15 protein-coding genes are annotated in these 15,213 nt (G+C 67.4%); 7 read left to right on the forward strand and 8 right to left on the reverse strand.

The features are described 5' to 3' along the window. Nucleotides 1-5: 5 nt before the first annotated feature. The 3 genes from nrfD to fdnG are packed head-to-tail and all read right to left on the reverse strand — an operon-like array spanning nucleotide 6 to nucleotide 5,380. Nucleotides 6-1,103, reverse strand: a complete 1,098-nt coding sequence (gene nrfD / locus B3611_RS09500; RefSeq protein WP_291314833.1) for an NrfD/PsrC family molybdoenzyme membrane anchor subunit — start codon at nucleotides 1,101-1,103, stop codon at nucleotides 6-8. Further along, nucleotides 1,103-2,110, reverse strand: coding sequence for a 4Fe-4S dicluster domain-containing protein (locus tag B3611_RS09505; protein ID WP_291314834.1), 1,008 nt, complete (start codon nucleotides 2,108-2,110; stop codon nucleotides 1,103-1,105). Before B3611_RS09505 ends, nrfD begins: the two co-directional genes overlap by 1 nt. Further along, nucleotides 2,111-5,380, reverse strand: a complete 3,270-nt coding sequence (gene fdnG, locus B3611_RS09510; protein ID WP_291314835.1) for a formate dehydrogenase-N subunit alpha — start codon at nucleotides 5,378-5,380, stop codon at nucleotides 2,111-2,113. Between the two features lie 175 nt (nucleotides 5,381-5,555). On the opposite strand from fdnG, the gene B3611_RS09515 reads away from it, so the two are divergent. Continuing rightward, nucleotides 5,556-6,635, forward strand: coding sequence for a hypothetical protein (locus B3611_RS09515; RefSeq protein ID WP_291314836.1), 1,080 nt, complete (start codon nucleotides 5,556-5,558; stop codon nucleotides 6,633-6,635). A gap of 99 nt (nucleotides 6,636-6,734) precedes the next feature. Next, on the forward strand, nucleotides 6,735-8,090 hold the full coding sequence (locus B3611_RS09520) for a DUF4185 domain-containing protein (RefSeq protein ID WP_291314837.1): 1,356 nt from the start codon (nucleotides 6,735-6,737) through the stop codon (nucleotides 8,088-8,090). A gap of 95 nt (nucleotides 8,091-8,185) precedes the next feature. Here the strand turns inward: B3611_RS09520 and B3611_RS09525 are convergent, their stop codons facing one another. The 3 genes from B3611_RS09525 to B3611_RS09535 form a co-directional block, all read right to left on the reverse strand. Next, complete coding sequence (locus B3611_RS09525; protein WP_291314838.1) at nucleotides 8,186-8,437, reverse strand: hypothetical protein; 252 nt, start codon at nucleotides 8,435-8,437, stop codon at nucleotides 8,186-8,188. Between the two features lie 287 nt (nucleotides 8,438-8,724). After that, entirely contained in the window at nucleotides 8,725-9,534 is an 810-nt protein-coding gene (locus B3611_RS09530) for a family 1 encapsulin nanocompartment shell protein (RefSeq protein ID WP_291314839.1), read from the reverse strand. Between the two features lies 1 nt (nucleotide 9,535). Then, nucleotides 9,536-10,672, reverse strand: coding sequence for a Dyp-type peroxidase (locus tag B3611_RS09535; protein WP_291314840.1), 1,137 nt, complete (start codon nucleotides 10,670-10,672; stop codon nucleotides 9,536-9,538). Between the two features lie 63 nt (nucleotides 10,673-10,735). Between B3611_RS09535 and B3611_RS09540 the strand changes: the two genes are divergently transcribed. Beyond that, entirely contained in the window at nucleotides 10,736-12,172 is a 1,437-nt protein-coding gene (locus tag B3611_RS09540) for an MFS transporter (protein ID WP_291314841.1), read from the forward strand. A gap of 37 nt (nucleotides 12,173-12,209) precedes the next feature. Here the strand turns inward: B3611_RS09540 and B3611_RS09545 are convergent, their stop codons facing one another. Beyond that, nucleotides 12,210-12,650: a GNAT family N-acetyltransferase gene (locus B3611_RS09545; RefSeq protein WP_291314842.1), complete on the reverse strand. Its 441-nt coding sequence runs from the start codon at nucleotides 12,648-12,650 to the stop codon at nucleotides 12,210-12,212. A 21-nt stretch (nucleotides 12,651-12,671) separates the two neighbouring features. Here B3611_RS09545 and B3611_RS09550 point away from each other — a divergent pair, with 21 nt between their 5' ends. From B3611_RS09550 to B3611_RS09565, 4 genes are all read left to right on the forward strand, one after another. Then, nucleotides 12,672-13,421: a spermidine synthase gene (locus tag B3611_RS09550; protein ID WP_291314843.1), complete on the forward strand. Its 750-nt coding sequence runs from the start codon at nucleotides 12,672-12,674 to the stop codon at nucleotides 13,419-13,421. 64 nt (nucleotides 13,422-13,485) lie between these two features. After that, nucleotides 13,486-13,653: a hypothetical protein gene (locus B3611_RS09555; protein ID WP_291314844.1), complete on the forward strand. Its 168-nt coding sequence runs from the start codon at nucleotides 13,486-13,488 to the stop codon at nucleotides 13,651-13,653. A 125-nt stretch (nucleotides 13,654-13,778) separates the two neighbouring features. Then, nucleotides 13,779-14,303, forward strand: coding sequence for a hotdog fold domain-containing protein (locus B3611_RS09560; protein ID WP_291314845.1), 525 nt, complete (start codon nucleotides 13,779-13,781; stop codon nucleotides 14,301-14,303). 7 nt (nucleotides 14,304-14,310) lie between these two features. Continuing rightward, nucleotides 14,311-14,859, forward strand: coding sequence for a DUF488 family protein (locus tag B3611_RS09565; protein WP_291314846.1), 549 nt, complete (start codon nucleotides 14,311-14,313; stop codon nucleotides 14,857-14,859). A gap of 107 nt (nucleotides 14,860-14,966) precedes the next feature. On the opposite strand, the gene B3611_RS09570 is transcribed toward B3611_RS09565, so the two are convergent. Next, nucleotides 14,967-15,176, reverse strand: a complete 210-nt coding sequence (locus B3611_RS09570) for a DUF3072 domain-containing protein (RefSeq protein ID WP_291314959.1) — start codon at nucleotides 15,174-15,176, stop codon at nucleotides 14,967-14,969. Nucleotides 15,177-15,213 lie beyond the last annotated feature (37 nt).

The following is a 15,213-nucleotide window of genomic DNA, read 5'->3' on the forward strand; positions in this document are numbered from 1 at the left end:
CGGCGTCAGCGGGCGGTGGTGATGGAGTCGCCCACCTGGCCGCGGCCGACGCGGCGCGCGAGCCGGTTGCGCTGCGTCTCCACCAGATATTTCGGGTCCTCCACGGACTGCCGGCCCGCCTGCATGATGCCGAAGCGCGTCAAGCAGGACCCGGCCATGAGGGCGGCCCCGGCCAGCGCACCCGCCACCCGGTTGCGCCCGGCCAGGGCGGCTGCAAGGCCGCCGCCGATGACGCACCCCTCGGCGGCGCGCAGCAACCTACCCGCCTTGCCGGTCTCCAGCGTCTCCCCCATCACGTCGCCCACGCTGCGTTTCAACGCCCGGGTTGCGGCCACGTCTGCGACGGCACCCGCCACCGCGAGCACCCGGGCCGGGCCGTTGTTGGGCGCGGAGGTGGTTACCAGCCCCGCACCGCCCGAGGCGCAGGACGCGGAGGAGACAAAGAGAGCGGGAAGGACCTTGCGCCCCGCCTGCCACATCGGCACGGAGGTGTCGCCCAGAAGCACGGCGGTGTAGACGGCGAGCGGCGAGCCCAGAAGACCCGCGCCGATTCCCGCCGGGGTGGCGGCAAAGTGGAGGAAGTCGCGCAGCGCCCCGGGCGCAGGGACGCGGCGGCCGGTCATGTCGTCGAGCTCCGCGGCCGCGGGGACGGCGGCCATGCCGGAGAACGCGGCGAGGATCCACGCGCCCACGCTCATCGGGGATGATAGCTTGAACACCCGGAACATGTGCAGCAGGCGTTCGGGCCGCCCGAGATCGAGAACGAGGAACGCAGAGCCGATGCCGGCCGCGCCGAACGCGGTGACGCGCGCGTTGCGCGCAAGCTCGTTGTTGCCCATTGCCCTGCCGCCCGCAGCGAGGAGCGAGGAACCGCCCGCGAGGCCGCCGAGGAAGAGATAGCCGGCGATGGGCCACTCCCACGGAGGAAACTTCACGATGGGTTTGCCGTAGTACGAGTCGAACTGCTCGAACTGCGCCTCGGGAACCATGAGCTCCTCACCGCGGCGCTGCTTGCGGCCGTATCCGCGCTCACCGCGCGGGCCTCCACGGCGGCGCGGCCGGCGCGGTTCCTCCGGCGGGCGGAACTGATCGAACTCTGCCATTAGATTCGTCCCCCAATCAGGAATGCCGCCGCGACGGTGCCGACCATGCCCGCGGCGGCCACGACCGCGCGCTTGGCCAGGTCGGGCAGGTTGGCCGTGGGCACCTCCGGGTCCGGCGGGAGACCGTAGACCTCGGGGGCGTCGAGAAGCAGGAAGATGGATCCCGTCCCGCCGACACCGTCGTTGGGGTTGGCCCCGTAGAGGCGCGCCTCCGTCATGCCCTGCGCGTGCAGCTCGGCGACTCGCTGCCTGGCCACGGAGAGCATCTCGGTGTGCGTGCCGTACTTGATCGACTGCGTCGGGCAGGTCTTGGCGCAGGCCGGGCCCTCCCCGATCGCCTGCCGGTCGAAACACATGGTGCACTTCTGGGCGAGGCCGAGGTTTTTGCGCGGGGCCTTCTCCCCCGGCGTGAAGTCCTGTCCCCGCCGCTCGTTGCGCTTCTCGACGCCCCCGTCCGAGCGCCTCTCGATGACGCCGAACGGGCAGCCCGCGACGCACGTGCCACAGCCGTTGCACACGTCGTCCTGCACCACGACGGTGCCGTGCTCGGTGCGGAACAGCGCACCCGTCGGGCAGACGTCGAGGCAACCCGCGTTGGTGCAGTGCTTGCACACGTCAGAGGACATGAGCCAGCGGAAGTCGGGTGTGTCGGGCGGGGTGATCGACTCCGGATCGGGCAGCGCCTCGCGCACCCCGGCCGGGCCCATCCCGGGCATGCCCAGGGAGATCAGCTTCGCCCCCTCCTCCCGGGCGCGCTCGATCTGCTCCTCGCTCTGTTCGATGAAAGCGACGTGCCGCCACGTGTTCGCGCCCAGGGAGCCCGTGTTGTCGTAGGAGTTGCCGGACAGCTCGTAACCGTCCTCGGGGTTGCGGTTCCACTCCTTGCACGCCACCTCACAGGCCTTGCAGCCGATGCAGATGGACGTGTCGGTGAAGAAGGACATGCGCTCGGAGGCATCGTAGCCGACGTGCGACGGGGACTCCGTCAGGATGTTCTTCGTCTGCATTTAGTCCTCCTTCTCGGACATGTGGCGCTTGGTCGATTCTTTCTCGCCGGCTGCCGTATTGCCCATTTGGGCCTCCACGAGCAGTTCCTGGGATTCGTCGATAAGCATCGTGCCCGTGTTCTCGGTGAGTTTCGCGCGGACCTGGTACTCGCGCACCAGCTTGTCGCGCTCCGCCCCGCGGGGGCGCCTGCCCGGCCGGATGTCCACCGCCGAGACCTTCGACGCCTGGATGTTCACGTTCGGGTCCAGCATGATGCCGAGCAGATCATTCGGGCTGTCGCCCGTGACCTCCGCGTACTTGCCGTTGCCGTAGTGGAAGGGCATGCCGATCTGGTCCACCTCGCGGCCGTCGACCGTGAGCGTCTTGACGCGCTCGGTGACCAGCACGCGGGCCTCGATGGCGTTGCGGGGGGAAATGATGGTCGCCCAACCGCCGTTTTCCAGCCCGAGCTTTTCCGCGAGCTTGTGGGAGACCTCGCAGAACAGCTCCGGCTGCAGCTCGGCGAGGAACGGCAGAGTGCGCGTCATCGCGCCGGAGGTGTACATCTCCGTCAGGCGGTAGGTGTTGAGCATGTACGGGTAGACGTCCAGGCCCTCCTCGCCGTAGTTCGGGGCGGAGAGGTTGTCCGGGCTCTTCATCACGATGCGCGACGGCGACTGCTGCTGCTCGTAGAGAGGATTGGGGAACGGCGACTCCTGGGGCTCGTAGTGCGTCGGCAACGGGCCGTCGACCATGCCGCGCGGGGCGAAGAGCCAGGCCTTGCCGTCGTCCTGCATGATGAAGGCGTCGTCGCCCGCCAGGGCCGCGGGGCCCACCGCGTCACGGGGAGGCTCGTAGCCCGGTGCCCGGTCGGCGGGGAAATCCACCACGTCGTCGGAGACCCACTTGTTTTGCTCCTCGTCCCACCAGACGAGCTTCTTGCGCTCCGACCACGGCCGGCCCTCGGGGTCCGCGGAGGCACGGTTGTAGAGGACGCGGCGGTTGGCGGGCCAGGCAAAACCCCAGTCCAGGGCCATCGCGTTCTGCTCCTGGCCCGGGCGCTTGTTCGCGGAGCGGTTCACGCCGCCGGCGAAGACGCCCGAGTAGATCCAGCAGCCGCAGGACGTGGAGCCGTCGGCCTTGAGGTCGCGGAAGCCGTCGACAAGCTCGCCCTTGCGGGGGCCGTCGAGGTAGTAACCGTTGATCTCGCGCAGGACGGACTCGGCGTCGATTTCACCCTCGGCGTCGACATCGTAGTCCCACGTGATGGCCTGAAGCGGCAGGTCGCGCGGGTCCGTGGAGTTCTTGACCCGCTCCTTGACGCGCTTGCCCAGTTCGTAGAAGAACTGCAGGTCGGACTCGGCGGCGCCGGGCGGGTTCTTCGCCTTGAAGCGCCACTGAAGGATGCGGGAGGTCTGCGTGAACGTTCCCGCCTTCTCCACGTGGTTCGCCGCGGGGAAGAGAAAGACCTCGGTGTCGATCTCCTCGGTCACGAGGTCACCGGACTTGACCTCCGGGGAGTCCTTCCAGAAGGTCGCGGTCTCGATTTCCTGGAAGTCGCGCACCACCAGCCACTTCAGCTTGGACAGGCCCATGCGCTGCATGCGGCCGTTGGACTGCGCCACGGCCGGGTTCTGACCGAAGACGAAGTAGCCGTCGACACCGCCGGTGTTCATCAGCTGCAGCGTGTGGTACGTCGAGTGCGCGCCGGTCAGGCGGGGCATGAGGTCGAGGCCCCAGTTGTTTTCCGGAGTGGCGTGCTCACCCCAGTAGGCCTTCATCAGGCTGACGGCGTAGGTGTCGCCCTTCTGCCAGAAGCCCTTCTGGTCCTTCTTGCCCGTGAGCTCGCGGTAGGTGTCCCAGTCCTGGACCTCCACCTGCGGCATGGGCAGGTAACCGGGCAGGATGTGGAACAGGGTGGGCACGTCCGTCGAGCCCTGGATGGAGGCGTGGCCGCGCAACGCCATGATCCCGGAACCGGGCCGGCCCACGTTGCCCATGAGCAGCTGGAGAATGGCGCAGGTGCGGATGAACTGCGCTCCGAGGGTGTGCTGTGTCCAGCCCAGCGCGTAGGCGAAGCAGGTCGTGCGTTCCCGGCCGGAATTCTCCACGATGGAGTCCGCGAGATACTGGAAGTCCTCCCGCGAAATGCCGCAGGCCTCCTCCACCACCTCGGGGGTGTAGCGCGAGTAGTGGCGCTTGAGGATCTGGAACACGCACCGCGGGTCGGTGAGTGTCTCGTCCTTGCGCACGTCCCAGCTGGTCTCGGCGCCATCGTTCAGCTCGTACTGCCAGGTGGCGTTGTCGTACTTGCCCGCGGTGGGGCCGTAACCCGAGAACAGGCCCTCGAGGTCCTCCGTGTCCTGGAAGTCCTCGTTGATGATCGTCGCGGCGTTGGTGAACGCGCGCACGTACTCGTCAAAGTACAGGTTGTTCTGCAGGACGTAGTTGATTACCGCGCCGAGCAGGATGATGTCCGAGCCGCCGCGGATGGGCACGTGCTTGTGCGCCACGGCGGAGGTGCGTGTGAAACGCGGGTCGACATGGATGATGCGCGCACCGCGCGCCTTCGCCTCAATGACCCACTGGAAGCCCACGGGGTGGGCCTCCGCCATGTTCGACCCCTGAATGACGATGCAGTCCGCATTCGCCATGTCCTGCAGTGGCTGGGTCGCTCCACCGCGTCCAAACGAGGATCCCAAACTGGGAACCGTGGACGAGTGTCATATGCGGGCCTGGTTCTCCAGCTGAATCGCGCCTGCGGCGGTGAACAGCTTCTTGATCAGATAGTTTTCCTCGTTGTCCATTGCCGCGCCGCCGAGGCCGGCAATACCCATGGTGCGGCGCACCGGGCGGCCCTGGTCGTCGGTGTCCTGCCACCCGTTGCGGCGGGCTTCCATGAAGCGGTCGACAACCATCTCGAGCGCCGTCTCCCGGTCCAGCTTCTGCCATTCCGTCGAGCGCGGGGCGCGGTAGAGGATGTCGGTGACGCGGTTCGTCGCGTTGACCAGCTGCTCGGAGGCCGCGCCCTTCGGGCACAGCCGGCCGCGGGAGTGCGGGGAGTCCGGGTCGCCCTCGATCTGGATGACCTTGTCGTCCTTGACGTAGACGTTCTGGCCGCAGCCGACGGCGCAGTAGGGGCACACGCTCTTGACCACGCGGTCCGCCTCGACCGTGCGACCCTGAAGGTGGGCGCTCTTCTGGGATTCGGTGTTGTGCCCGCGGGCGAAGACATCGCCTTCCCGCAGCTGGCGCACGACCGGCCAGTTCAAAGGGCTTATTCGAGACATGGCATTACATTATCGCATCGGGCGGCGTTTATGGGTCACCGGAGGATTCACCCCCGCACTCCGCGGGCCGCGCGTCCCGGGGTTCCGGCGCACCGCGGCTGCCTACAATGGCTCGGGTACACCCTGCCGACCCCACCTCCCCGCCCCGCGGGGGCGGTGCCCGAAGGAGCGATCAATGACCCCGGTGCGCTACCCCCTCGCCCCTTCCGCCTGGGGGGCTGCAGTGGAGGTGCCCGTCACCGCACCCGTCCAGGCCAGCCTGTTCTCCGACTTCACCGCGGCGCGCGGCACCGCCTACGTCGAGGTCACCCTCCACCCCGAGCCGCTGAGCGGTGCGTGGCGGGTGCGCTACCCCGGCGGTGTCCTCGGCGAGATCAGCCCCGCGCAGCGTTCGCGCTTTCCCTCCATCGAGCGCGTCCACGCGGCCGGCCTCCAGCCCGCCACGCTCGCCGGGATTCGGCTGGACCCCGAGCGCGGGCTTTTCGACGCCACCGTCTTCCTGCCCCACCCCGCCCTGGCCGTCCCGCGCGGCGGCGTTCCCGCCGGGGCCCGCGTTCTTCCGCCCGGTGACATGTATGTGGTGGACACCTCCACCGGCGAGTTCACCGGCCCGGACCTCCTTGCCGCATCCCCCGGCCAGTGGCTCGTGGGCCTGAGCGTGGTTGCGGGTGCGGTCGTGGCCACCCTCGACGGCCGCGTCCTCGGCAGCCTCTCCCCCTCAGACAGCGCCGAGATCCGAAACATCATCGGGCCGGTCCTTGACGGCGACCCTGCGGCTCCCCTGACGGCCCGTGCCTACGCCCTCGACGGGATGGTGGGCCTCGACATCGCCGCGCCGGAGGGGCCGTGCCCGGTTGTCCCCCCGCTTCCCGAGATCCCGGCCACGGTTCCGGAACCCGCACCCGAGGGAGGACCGCGGCTCACGGTGTTCCCGGATGGAAGCTGGGCCGTCACCGTCGAGCGCGCGGAGGCCGTCGACCCGGAGGACGTGGTCACCCCGGTTCCGGGCGCGCGCCGGATCGGCCTGCCGGGCAGCGTGGGCGGCCCGGTCGCCCCGCCATCCGGGCCCTCGCTGGCCGACCTGGTCCGGGCCGATACCGGCCCCGCCCCGGTGCCTTCAGAGGGTGTCGACTTCACCCCCACGCGCACCTGGCACATCTCGGCCGGGAACTACCTCACCGAGGTGGAAAAGGTGCGCCTGCGCCGGGAGGCCCGGCGCGCGACCGAGGGTGGCCGGCACCGGCTGGCCGACTAGCCGCCGGGGCGGTGCTTCGTGGTCTAAGATGTGTACTTGGTCCGAATTTCCTGCGCCCTCCCTGTGTCCGGGCGCCCCGTCCGAAGGCGAGTCCCACGAATGCACTTCCCTGTCCGCGTCCTGTCCGTCGTCGCCGCCGGAGCCCTTGCACTCCCCCTCTGCGCCGCACCGGATGCCGCCGCGCAGAGCTCGTTCGGCTCCTCGAGCCGCCCCGCTAACCCGGGCAACCCCGGAGGGCCGGGGGACACTGTGGATAACTCCGACCCCAGCCCGATCAAGAAAATTCCCGGCACGCCGGTCACCATGCCGGGCGGGGTCGTCGTGCAGATAATGGGCGACCTCCTGGGACGCGGTGTCTCCGACAGCGTGGATCTTCGCTCGGGTGATCTTGGCATGATGACACCCGTGGGCGACGGACAGGAGTTCGCAATTGTCTTCGGTGATTCGTTCCGCGACGACACAGTCGGCCAGGGCGAATGGATGAGCCCCGTGGGCGTGCTCGCCCGGATGAACAACGGGGTCATCGAAATCATCCGGCCCCTCAACGCCGGGGAGAGGGTCAACCCCCTCATCCCCTATTACCGTGCCGAGGGTGACAATCTCACCCTCATCCCCTCCGACGTGATCAACATCGACGGCACCCTCTACATGCAGGGAATGTGGAACCGTGGCATCGGCAACGTCAGCCACACCCAGATCTGGAAGTCCACCGATAGCGGGGCAACATGGGTGTCGGTGGGAACAACCGGGGCGGACTACATGCGGGGAATGGGCAACCTCATCTCCTGGGAGCGGGGAGACGACGGCTTCGTCTACGTCGTCTCGTCCGGCTTCAAACGCAACAACCCCGTGTACCTCTCTCGATTCCGACCCGAGCAGATCGGCGACCGCACCACGTGGGAGATCTTCAACCCGGCAACCGCCCAGTGGTCCTCCACCGGCGCGCCCATCCTCGCCAAGAACGTGAAGGCGGGCGAGATGAACCTCCGCCGCATCGACGGGCAGTGGGTTCTGGTGATGTTCAATGAGCAGACGCTGAGCATCGAGGTCCGTGTATCCCGGGACCTCCCCCGGAATTGGGACGACGTGCCAGTCGCTGTCGTCGCGGAGCACGGCCCGTGGTCGAATCCGCAGACCCCGGCAAACTTCTCCCAGCCCTACGGCGGCTACATCGTGCCGGGATCGACGCTCGCAAACATGGACATTGTGGTTTCGCAGTGGAACACATCCACCAACCAGCGCTACAACGCCACGCAGTTCAACGTGAAGGGGCTGGACTCCTTCTTCGGTGTGGGCCGCGGCAACTCCTTCGCGCCGCGCTCTGCCACGGCTCCTGCGGATCCCTCGGTCCTCGAGGTCACGCAGAACCCCGCCGCCGTCACCGCCGACCAGGCCGTGGAGGACAGCCTGCTCATCCAGGCCCCGGACAACGTGGTGATCCCGCTGGCGCAGTAGGGGCGACGCGATTTTCCCCTGCGGTTCAACCGTGGGGGACGCGGCCGCTGTCCGGGGGATCAGGCCCCTTCGCGCAACCAATGCGAACTCCGCGGTTACTCGTCGTACTCCAGCTTATCGACGAGCCCGTTAGCGCACGAGATACCGAGCGCCTCGAAAACGAGCGTGTTGTCAACGGCGCCGATCATGATACCGTTTAGCACCACATAATCTCCCGCCGCGATGCCCTCGAGTGCGTTTTCGCTCCAGACACATACAGGGGTCGACTGAGTGACGAGCGTCTGAACGGAAGTTCCGTCCGGCCGCGGCTTTTCCCTTTTCCCGAGCCCCACCTTCAGGTGGATCATGAAAGCGCTGTAACCCGGAAAATCGTCGGAGGTGCGGGGCGAACCGTTCTCATTCGTTATCAAAACAGGTTCAGAAAGAACCTCTAGCGGCCCAGCGAGAGCGGATATGTGGACGAAATTATCTCGTGCGGGGAAAGGCACCATGATGAATCTTCCGTTTTGCCTAGACGCCAGGGTGCTTCTGGATAAGGTGAACCGCGAAAACCAGGGGCACGAGCCTCAACCCGAGCGGAGACACAAGTCGTGAAATCTGCGAGCGGCCCAGCACCCCAGGAGACGCCACGCGCCTAGCTGGCGGTGATGATCACGCTCGCCTCGTCGGTGTACGGCAGGGCGGTGATCGTCTCCTCCAGGTAGAGGCTGACGGTTTCGGCGTCATGGCTGCTGTAGCCGATGGACAGGTCGCGTCCGATGTGGAGCTCGTAGTCCCCGCCGCGGGTGGAGATCACCAGGGCCTTGTCGAGCGCGGGGGCCCAGATGACGTTGCCGCTGAGAAGCTTGTTCACGTGCTTGATCACCGGATATCCGTCGTCCGTCTCCTCGTGGACCTGCTCCCACATGTCCGCCGGCAGCAGCAGGGAGTAGGGTCCCTCGACGCCCTGGAGGCGCAGCTTGGCAAGGGCCTTGGAGACGGCTTCGGGGAGGTCCTCGATGTCGTCGTAGATGGAGATTTTCTCGTTGGACGAGTGCGGCAGGATGCCGTGGACGGGGCCAGCCGGGTATCCGTTGAAGACGATGGAGTCCTCCACCTTGGCGATCTGCGTGGCGGCATCCTTCACGGGCTGCCAGTCGGAGTCCTTTGATCCGCGCGCGACGTCGTCAATGGCCTCGCGGGTGACGGTGAAGGGGACCCTCAGCTCGATGACCGGGGAGACCTCACGCTTCTTCAGCGAGACGCCGTCGAAGGCATCGGGCATCTTCTTCTGGTGACCCGTCGGCACGGCTGCCAGCTCGGGACCGAGCGGGCCCACGACATCGACGACGCGGCGCCCGGCGATCCAGCGCTTGAACGTGCGGGCGGCCTCCTCCTCAATTTCGGCCCAGGCCTCCGGGGTGATGGGGGCGAGTTCGCGGTGCAGGTTATTGGACACGGTCATGTCAGTTCTCCTTCAGGCTTCCGATTCCCAGGGACCCGTCCGGGCCCGGCGGGCGCGGGCCGGGGGCGGAGCCGGCGTTGTCGTTGTCTGCGCTCGGGCTCTGCGCGGCTCCGTTCCCGCCGTAGACGCTCTGCCCCTGGGGTAACTCGGTGGCGGGCTGGGTGGGACTCTCGTACTCCTCACCCTGCAAGATCCCCGGCCGGGCGTGCTCGTCCGCGGAGTCGAGGAAGTGCTGGGGCGGGGCGAAAAAGTTGCATCCGGTCAGTGCGGTGGAGAAGTCGAGGATGCGGTCGTGGTTGCCCTCGGGCTCGCCAATGAACATGCGGCGCAGCATGAGCTCGGTAATCCGCACGTCGCGGGCGTAGCTGATGAAGAAGGTGCCCTGCTGGCCCGCGGCGTCACCGAAGGCGAGGTTGTCGCGGACGATCTCCAGCTCGTTTCCCTCCGCGTCCTCCACCGTGTTGACGGCGACGTGACTGTTAAGGGGCTTGTCGGCGTCGTCGAACTCTATGTCGGAGTGCTTGGTGCGCCCGATGACGCGCTCCTGCTCCTCGACGGTGGTGACATCCCAGGAGGTGAGGTCGTGGACGTATTTCTGCTCCACGATGTAGCTGCCGCCCGCCCACGGCCCGTCGGGAATGATCGCCGCCTCAATGCCCTCCTTTCCGCGCGGGGACTCCGTGCCGTCGACAAAACCGAGGGGATCGCGGAAGTCCTGGTACTGGAAGGCGTGGACCTCGTCGAAGGTGTCGATAGCGGACCCGAGTACCCGGCAGATGCGGCGCGCCAGCTCAAAGGCCACGTCGTACTCGTCGGCGCGGATGTGGAAGAACAGGTCCCCGGGGGTCGATGGCGCGGCGTGGACCCCGCCCTGCAGTTCCACGAACTCGTGGAGGTGCTCGGGCTTTTCGGTGGTGAACAGCCGGTCCCACAGTTTGGCACCGATGCCCGCCACCGCGCTCAGGTTCGCGGCCGGCCAGCGGAAGCCGACGGCGTCGACAAGCCCGGAAAGCCCCGTCAACGCCTCGATGACCCGGGCCTCACCCCCGCCGCGGATGGTCACGGTGAGGAAGATCGCGTCCCTCGATTGCGGCAGGATCACGGTCTGCGCAACCTCGGCGGAATTCACGTCGCTCATGGGCACCACCCTACGCATTCAGCCGATCGACGCGGGATAATTGCACCCTGTAAAGTTTCGCCGGTGAACGACACCAAACAAAAGTCCCCGTGGCCGGCACTGCTGTCCATGATGCTGGGCTTCTTCATGATCCTGGTCGACTCGACCATTGTTTCAGTGGCCATCCCGGCCATCACCGCCCATTTCGACGCGAGCTACAACGGAGTCATCTGGGTCACCAGCGCCTACCTGCTCGCTTACGCGGTGCCCCTACTGGTCACGGGGCGCCTCGGCGACCGTTTCGGCCCCCGGGTGATCTACCTGCTGGGCCTCGCCCTGTTCACGGTATCCTCCCTCGCCTGCGGCATGGCCTCCTCCATTGAGGCGCTGATCATCGCCCGGGCCTTCCAGGGCCTCGGTGGCGCGATGGTCACGCCGCAGACAATGTCCGTGATGATCCGCACCTTCAGCCCGAGGGAACGCGGCAGCGCCATGGGTGTGTGGGGAGCGACGGCCGGCCTGGCCACGATCGTCGGCCCGCTGCTCGGCGGCCTGCTCGTCGACGCCGCAGGTTGGGAGTGGATCTTCTTTGTCAACGTCCCCATCGGCGTTATCGGTGTGATCCTCGCGTGGATCTACGTGCCGAAGCTCGAGCTCTCCGCCCGCACCTTCGACTGGCTCGGCGTCGCCCTCAGCTCCGCCGGCATGTTCGGCCTCATCTTCGGCATCCAGGAGGGCGACCGCCTGAGCTGGGACTGGCGTCCCTTCACACTCATCGCGGTGGGCCTGGTGCTGCTGGGCCTGTTCGTCCTGTGGCAGGCGCGCACGCGCCGCGATGCGCTGGTTCCCCTCGAGCTTTTCCGCGACCGCAACTTCTCCCTGGCCTCGCTGACCATTGCGACGGTCGGGTTCACCATCTCCACGTACATCATCCCCTGGATGATCTACGTCCAGTCCGTGCAGGGTTACTCCCCCACCCGCGCGGCGCTGCTCATTCTGCCCTCGGGCCTGATTTCGGGCGTGCTGGCACCGTGGATCGGCAAACTGACCAACACGTACTCCCCGAAACCCTTCGCCATCGCGGGCCTGGTTCTCATGGGCCTGTCCGTGGCGCTCACGGCGTGGATCACCAACCCCGACATCAACCCGCAGTGGATGCTCGCGGTGTCGGTGGTGGCCGGCCTGGGCAACTCGATGATGTGGGGCCCGCTGTCCATGATCGCCACCCGCAACCTCGACACGAAGCTGGCCGGTGCCGGCTCATCGGTCTACAACACGGTGCGCCAGGTCGGCGCCGTCATCGGCTCGGCATCCATCGCCGCGCTCATGACCTCCCAGCTCACCGAGCAGCTCGGCCCGGGTGCGAGCGAGAACCCGACGCAGGCGGGCCCAATGCCGGAGTTCATCCACGCTCCCTTTGCTCTGGCGATGGCGCACTCGCTGTGGCTGCCCGCCGCAGTCGTTCTGGTCGGCGCGCTTGTCGCGGCGTTCTTCGCCCGGACGAGGTCCTGGGGCGACTAGGGGCCCGGGCGTGGCCGGGAAACGCGGCCGGAAGCGGCTAGCCCCGCGCCACGTCGAAGGGCTTCTTGTCGTCGAGCGGGATGGTCCACACCGGAGCATCAATCTTGAAGAATCCCAGGTGCTCCCAGAACTCGATGCCGTTGGTGTTGTCGGGGGCCACCAGCAGGTACGCGTCCGTTGCTCCGGCCTTGAGCAGGTGGTCCTTGCAGGCGTCGGCAAGCATGCGCCCCACGCCCTGCCCCTGCAGCCCCGGGCGAACCCCCATCATGTGGATCCAGCCCATGTGGCCGTCGTAGCCCGCGATGGCCACGGCCTCGATGCGCTCGCCCTCCACGACGAGAACCGCCGAACCGGGGGCTTCCATTGCGCGGTCGAAGTCCCGCGGGGGTTCGTTCCACGGCTGGCTGATGCCGGACTCGTCCCACACCTCGATCACTGCCGCCTTGTCGGCGGGGGTCGCTTCACGCACTTTAAGCATGAGCGACAACAATACCCGTTCATGCAGGCGCGCAAACCCCGGCACGGGAAGAAGCGGATCGAGGGCGAGTACCCAATCGATACGGGCACCGCACGCATCATCGCGGACCCGCTTCGCGACGGCGGGTACACCCTCGAGGTCAACAACGTGCCCAGCTCCTACGTCGTGCTCGGGGCACCCGAGGTGCTCGCGTTCGACTACATGGAGTGGATCGCCGGCCTTGTCCCCGCCGCCCCCAAGCTCTCCGTGCACCTTGGCGCGGCAGGGTGCGCGCTTCCCTCGTACTTCTCCTCCCGGTGGGGTGGGCGGACCGTGGCGGTAGACATCGACAGGGGCCTCGCGGAGCTGGTCCGCCGGGCCTTCGACCCACCCGTGGAGATCCGGGTCGCGGAGGCACGGGCGTTCACGCACGCGCTCGCACCCGGAACGGTGGACGTGCTTGTACGTGACGCGTTCGCGGGTCCCGCCACACCGCGTTCGCTGACAACGGTGGAGTTCTACCGCGCCGCCCGCCGGGCCCTGCGCCCGGGTGGGGTGTTCGTTGCGAACGTCGGAGACCGTGCCGGCCTGGCGGAAACGCGGGCCGAGATGGCGGGCCTGGCGGAGGTCTTCCGCTTCACCGGGGCCGTGTCGGTGCCCGCAATGCTGGAGGGGCGGGCGTACGGCAACGTTGTGGTTGCGGCATCGGATCAGCCGCTCTCCTACACCGGGGGCGCCGTGTTCCGGGAAGGTGAGGTGCTGGCGGATGGGGCTCGGGCCCGGTGGGACTGAGAGCGGCGCGGGGTGGCCCGGCGTACGATGGGCACTCACTTCACCGACGGACGAAAGGAATCACATGCACAACGATCCCGCAAAGCCCGGCTACTCCTCCGAGAAGAGCTCCAACAAGCCGGTTGACCGCGACGACGACCAGTTCGCGCAGGACACCGGCTCCCAGCTGGGGTACGGCGAGGAAACCCCCGAAGGCGTCGACGAGACGCAGCGTGAGGAGAACCAGGGCTAACCAAGCCGTAAACCCCCGGGCCGTCGCCCGGGGGTTTACGCATGCCCCGAGGAGATTGGGGAGATTGATAAGAAAACCTCCGTACCCGGCCCGGAATGCGTGAGCGCTCACTATCATTGCCCACTATGACGCACGCTACAGATTCCCGCCCCTCCGCCCAGACCGCGGTCAACCCGATCTACAGCCTGTGGGACCGACTCAGCGACTCCCCCCTCAAGCGCGGCGCCTTCTCCACCGTCTACGCCCTGAAGGCCCCGTACTTCCGCACCGTGCTCCCGCGCGTGCGCGAGGTCATCCCGGGTGAACGCTGCGTGATCCGCCTGGGCAAGTGGTGGGGCGTGAAGAACCACATCGGCACATTCCACGTCATCGCCGCGCTCAACGGCGCGGAGGCCGCGATGGGCCTTCTGTGCGAAACCACCGTGCCCACCACGCACCGCTGGATCCCCCGCGGCATGCGCGCCGACTACCCCGCCAAGTCCACCGGCGGGCTCACCATCACCGCCACCGCTGACTTCCCGGACTTCGCCGAGGTCACCCGCGAGACCGGTGGCCAGCTGGTCACGGTGAAGTGCGAAATCGTCGACGATGCAGGTGTCGAGCCCGTCCTCGCTGAAATCGACGTGTGGATCACCGCAAAGCGCTCGTAGGCCTCTCATGGCGGAAATCTTTACCGTCGGGCATTCCAACCTCGAGTTCGGGGATTTCCTCACGATGCTGCGGGGCGCCGGCATCTCTACGCTTGTCGACGTCCGGAAACTGCCCGGTTCGCGCACATACCCCTGGTTCAATGACGACCACCTAGCGGTGGCCCTCCCCGAGAACGGGATCTCGTATAACCGCCTGGAGGGTCTCACCGGGCGGCGCAACGTTTCCGAAACCGTTCCGTTCGACGTCAACGGCAATTGGCGTAACCGCAGCTTCCACAATTACGCCGACCACGCACTGGGTGCCGAGTTCAATGGGGCCCTGGATGAGCTTCGCGCAATGGCCGTGGCGAACCCCACGGCTGTGATGTGCTCGGAGGCTGTCTGGTGGCGGTGCCACCGCCGAATCATCGCCGACCACCTCCTGGCCCGCGGGGACCGGGTGCGCCACATCATGGGGCACACCGGGAACGGAACGACTCTCTCCGACGCGGTGCTCACCGAGGGCGCGGTCGTTGGTAACGACGACGTGGTGCGCTACCCGCAGCCCGCGCACTAGAACACGTGACCGGTTAAGCCGATCCATCGTGCCCCAAGGATGAAAAGCCAGCGGCGCAGCACACAACCCGTGCACCGCGCCGCTGGCGTCGCTAATCCGATGGGAACCTAGTTCCCCGTCGCCTTCTTCAGGCGGTCGATGTGCTCGGACGCCTGCGCCTTGGTCAGGTTGGCCGGGAGCTGCTCGCCCGCCTGCTTGGCCAAGGTGTCCAGGTAGGACTTCTGGGCCTCGGTCATCGGCTCATCGCCGCTGACCCAGTCGGAGGGGTCCTTCTCCAGGTTGGAGTCCCCCTGTGCATCGCCGGTGGCGCCGATCATTTCCTCGGTGCCCTGGTTATCGGCCGCGGGGCCGTCG

Source organism: Corynebacterium sp. UBA2622 (assembly GCF_002339505.1).
In the GTDB taxonomy this organism is placed as follows: Bacteria; Actinomycetota; Actinomycetes; order Mycobacteriales; family Mycobacteriaceae; genus Corynebacterium.

What these genes read in the sequence shown, in the direction of transcription:
- nrfD (WP_291314833.1), bottom strand. Translation starts at nt 1,103, where the DNA reads ATGGCAGAGTTCGATCAGTTCCGCCCGCCGGAGGAACCGCGCCGGCCG.
- B3611_RS09505 (WP_291314834.1), bottom strand. Translation starts at nt 2,110, where the DNA reads ATGCAGACGAAGAACATCCTGACGGAGTCCCCGTCGCACGTCGGCTAC.
- B3611_RS09515 (WP_291314836.1), top strand. Translation starts at nt 5,556, where the DNA reads ATGACCCCGGTGCGCTACCCCCTCGCCCCTTCCGCCTGGGGGGCTGCA.
- B3611_RS09520 (WP_291314837.1), top strand. Translation starts at nt 6,735, where the DNA reads ATGCACTTCCCTGTCCGCGTCCTGTCCGTCGTCGCCGCCGGAGCCCTT.
- B3611_RS09525 (WP_291314838.1), bottom strand. Translation starts at nt 8,437, where the DNA reads ATGATCCACCTGAAGGTGGGGCTCGGGAAAAGGGAAAAGCCGCGGCCG.
- B3611_RS09530 (WP_291314839.1), bottom strand. Translation starts at nt 9,534, where the DNA reads ATGACCGTGTCCAATAACCTGCACCGCGAACTCGCCCCCATCACCCCG.
- B3611_RS09535 (WP_291314840.1), bottom strand. Translation starts at nt 10,672, where the DNA reads ATGAGCGACGTGAATTCCGCCGAGGTTGCGCAGACCGTGATCCTGCCG.
- B3611_RS09545 (WP_291314842.1), bottom strand. Translation starts at nt 12,650, where the DNA reads ATGCTTAAAGTGCGTGAAGCGACCCCCGCCGACAAGGCGGCAGTGATC.
- B3611_RS09550 (WP_291314843.1), top strand. Translation starts at nt 12,672, where the DNA reads ATGCAGGCGCGCAAACCCCGGCACGGGAAGAAGCGGATCGAGGGCGAG.
- B3611_RS09555 (WP_291314844.1), top strand. Translation starts at nt 13,486, where the DNA reads ATGCACAACGATCCCGCAAAGCCCGGCTACTCCTCCGAGAAGAGCTCC.
- B3611_RS09560 (WP_291314845.1), top strand. Translation starts at nt 13,779, where the DNA reads ATGACGCACGCTACAGATTCCCGCCCCTCCGCCCAGACCGCGGTCAAC.
- B3611_RS09565 (WP_291314846.1), top strand. Translation starts at nt 14,311, where the DNA reads ATGGCGGAAATCTTTACCGTCGGGCATTCCAACCTCGAGTTCGGGGAT.
- B3611_RS09570 (WP_291314959.1), bottom strand. Translation starts at nt 15,176, where the DNA reads ATGATCGGCGCCACCGGCGATGCACAGGGGGACTCCAACCTGGAGAAG.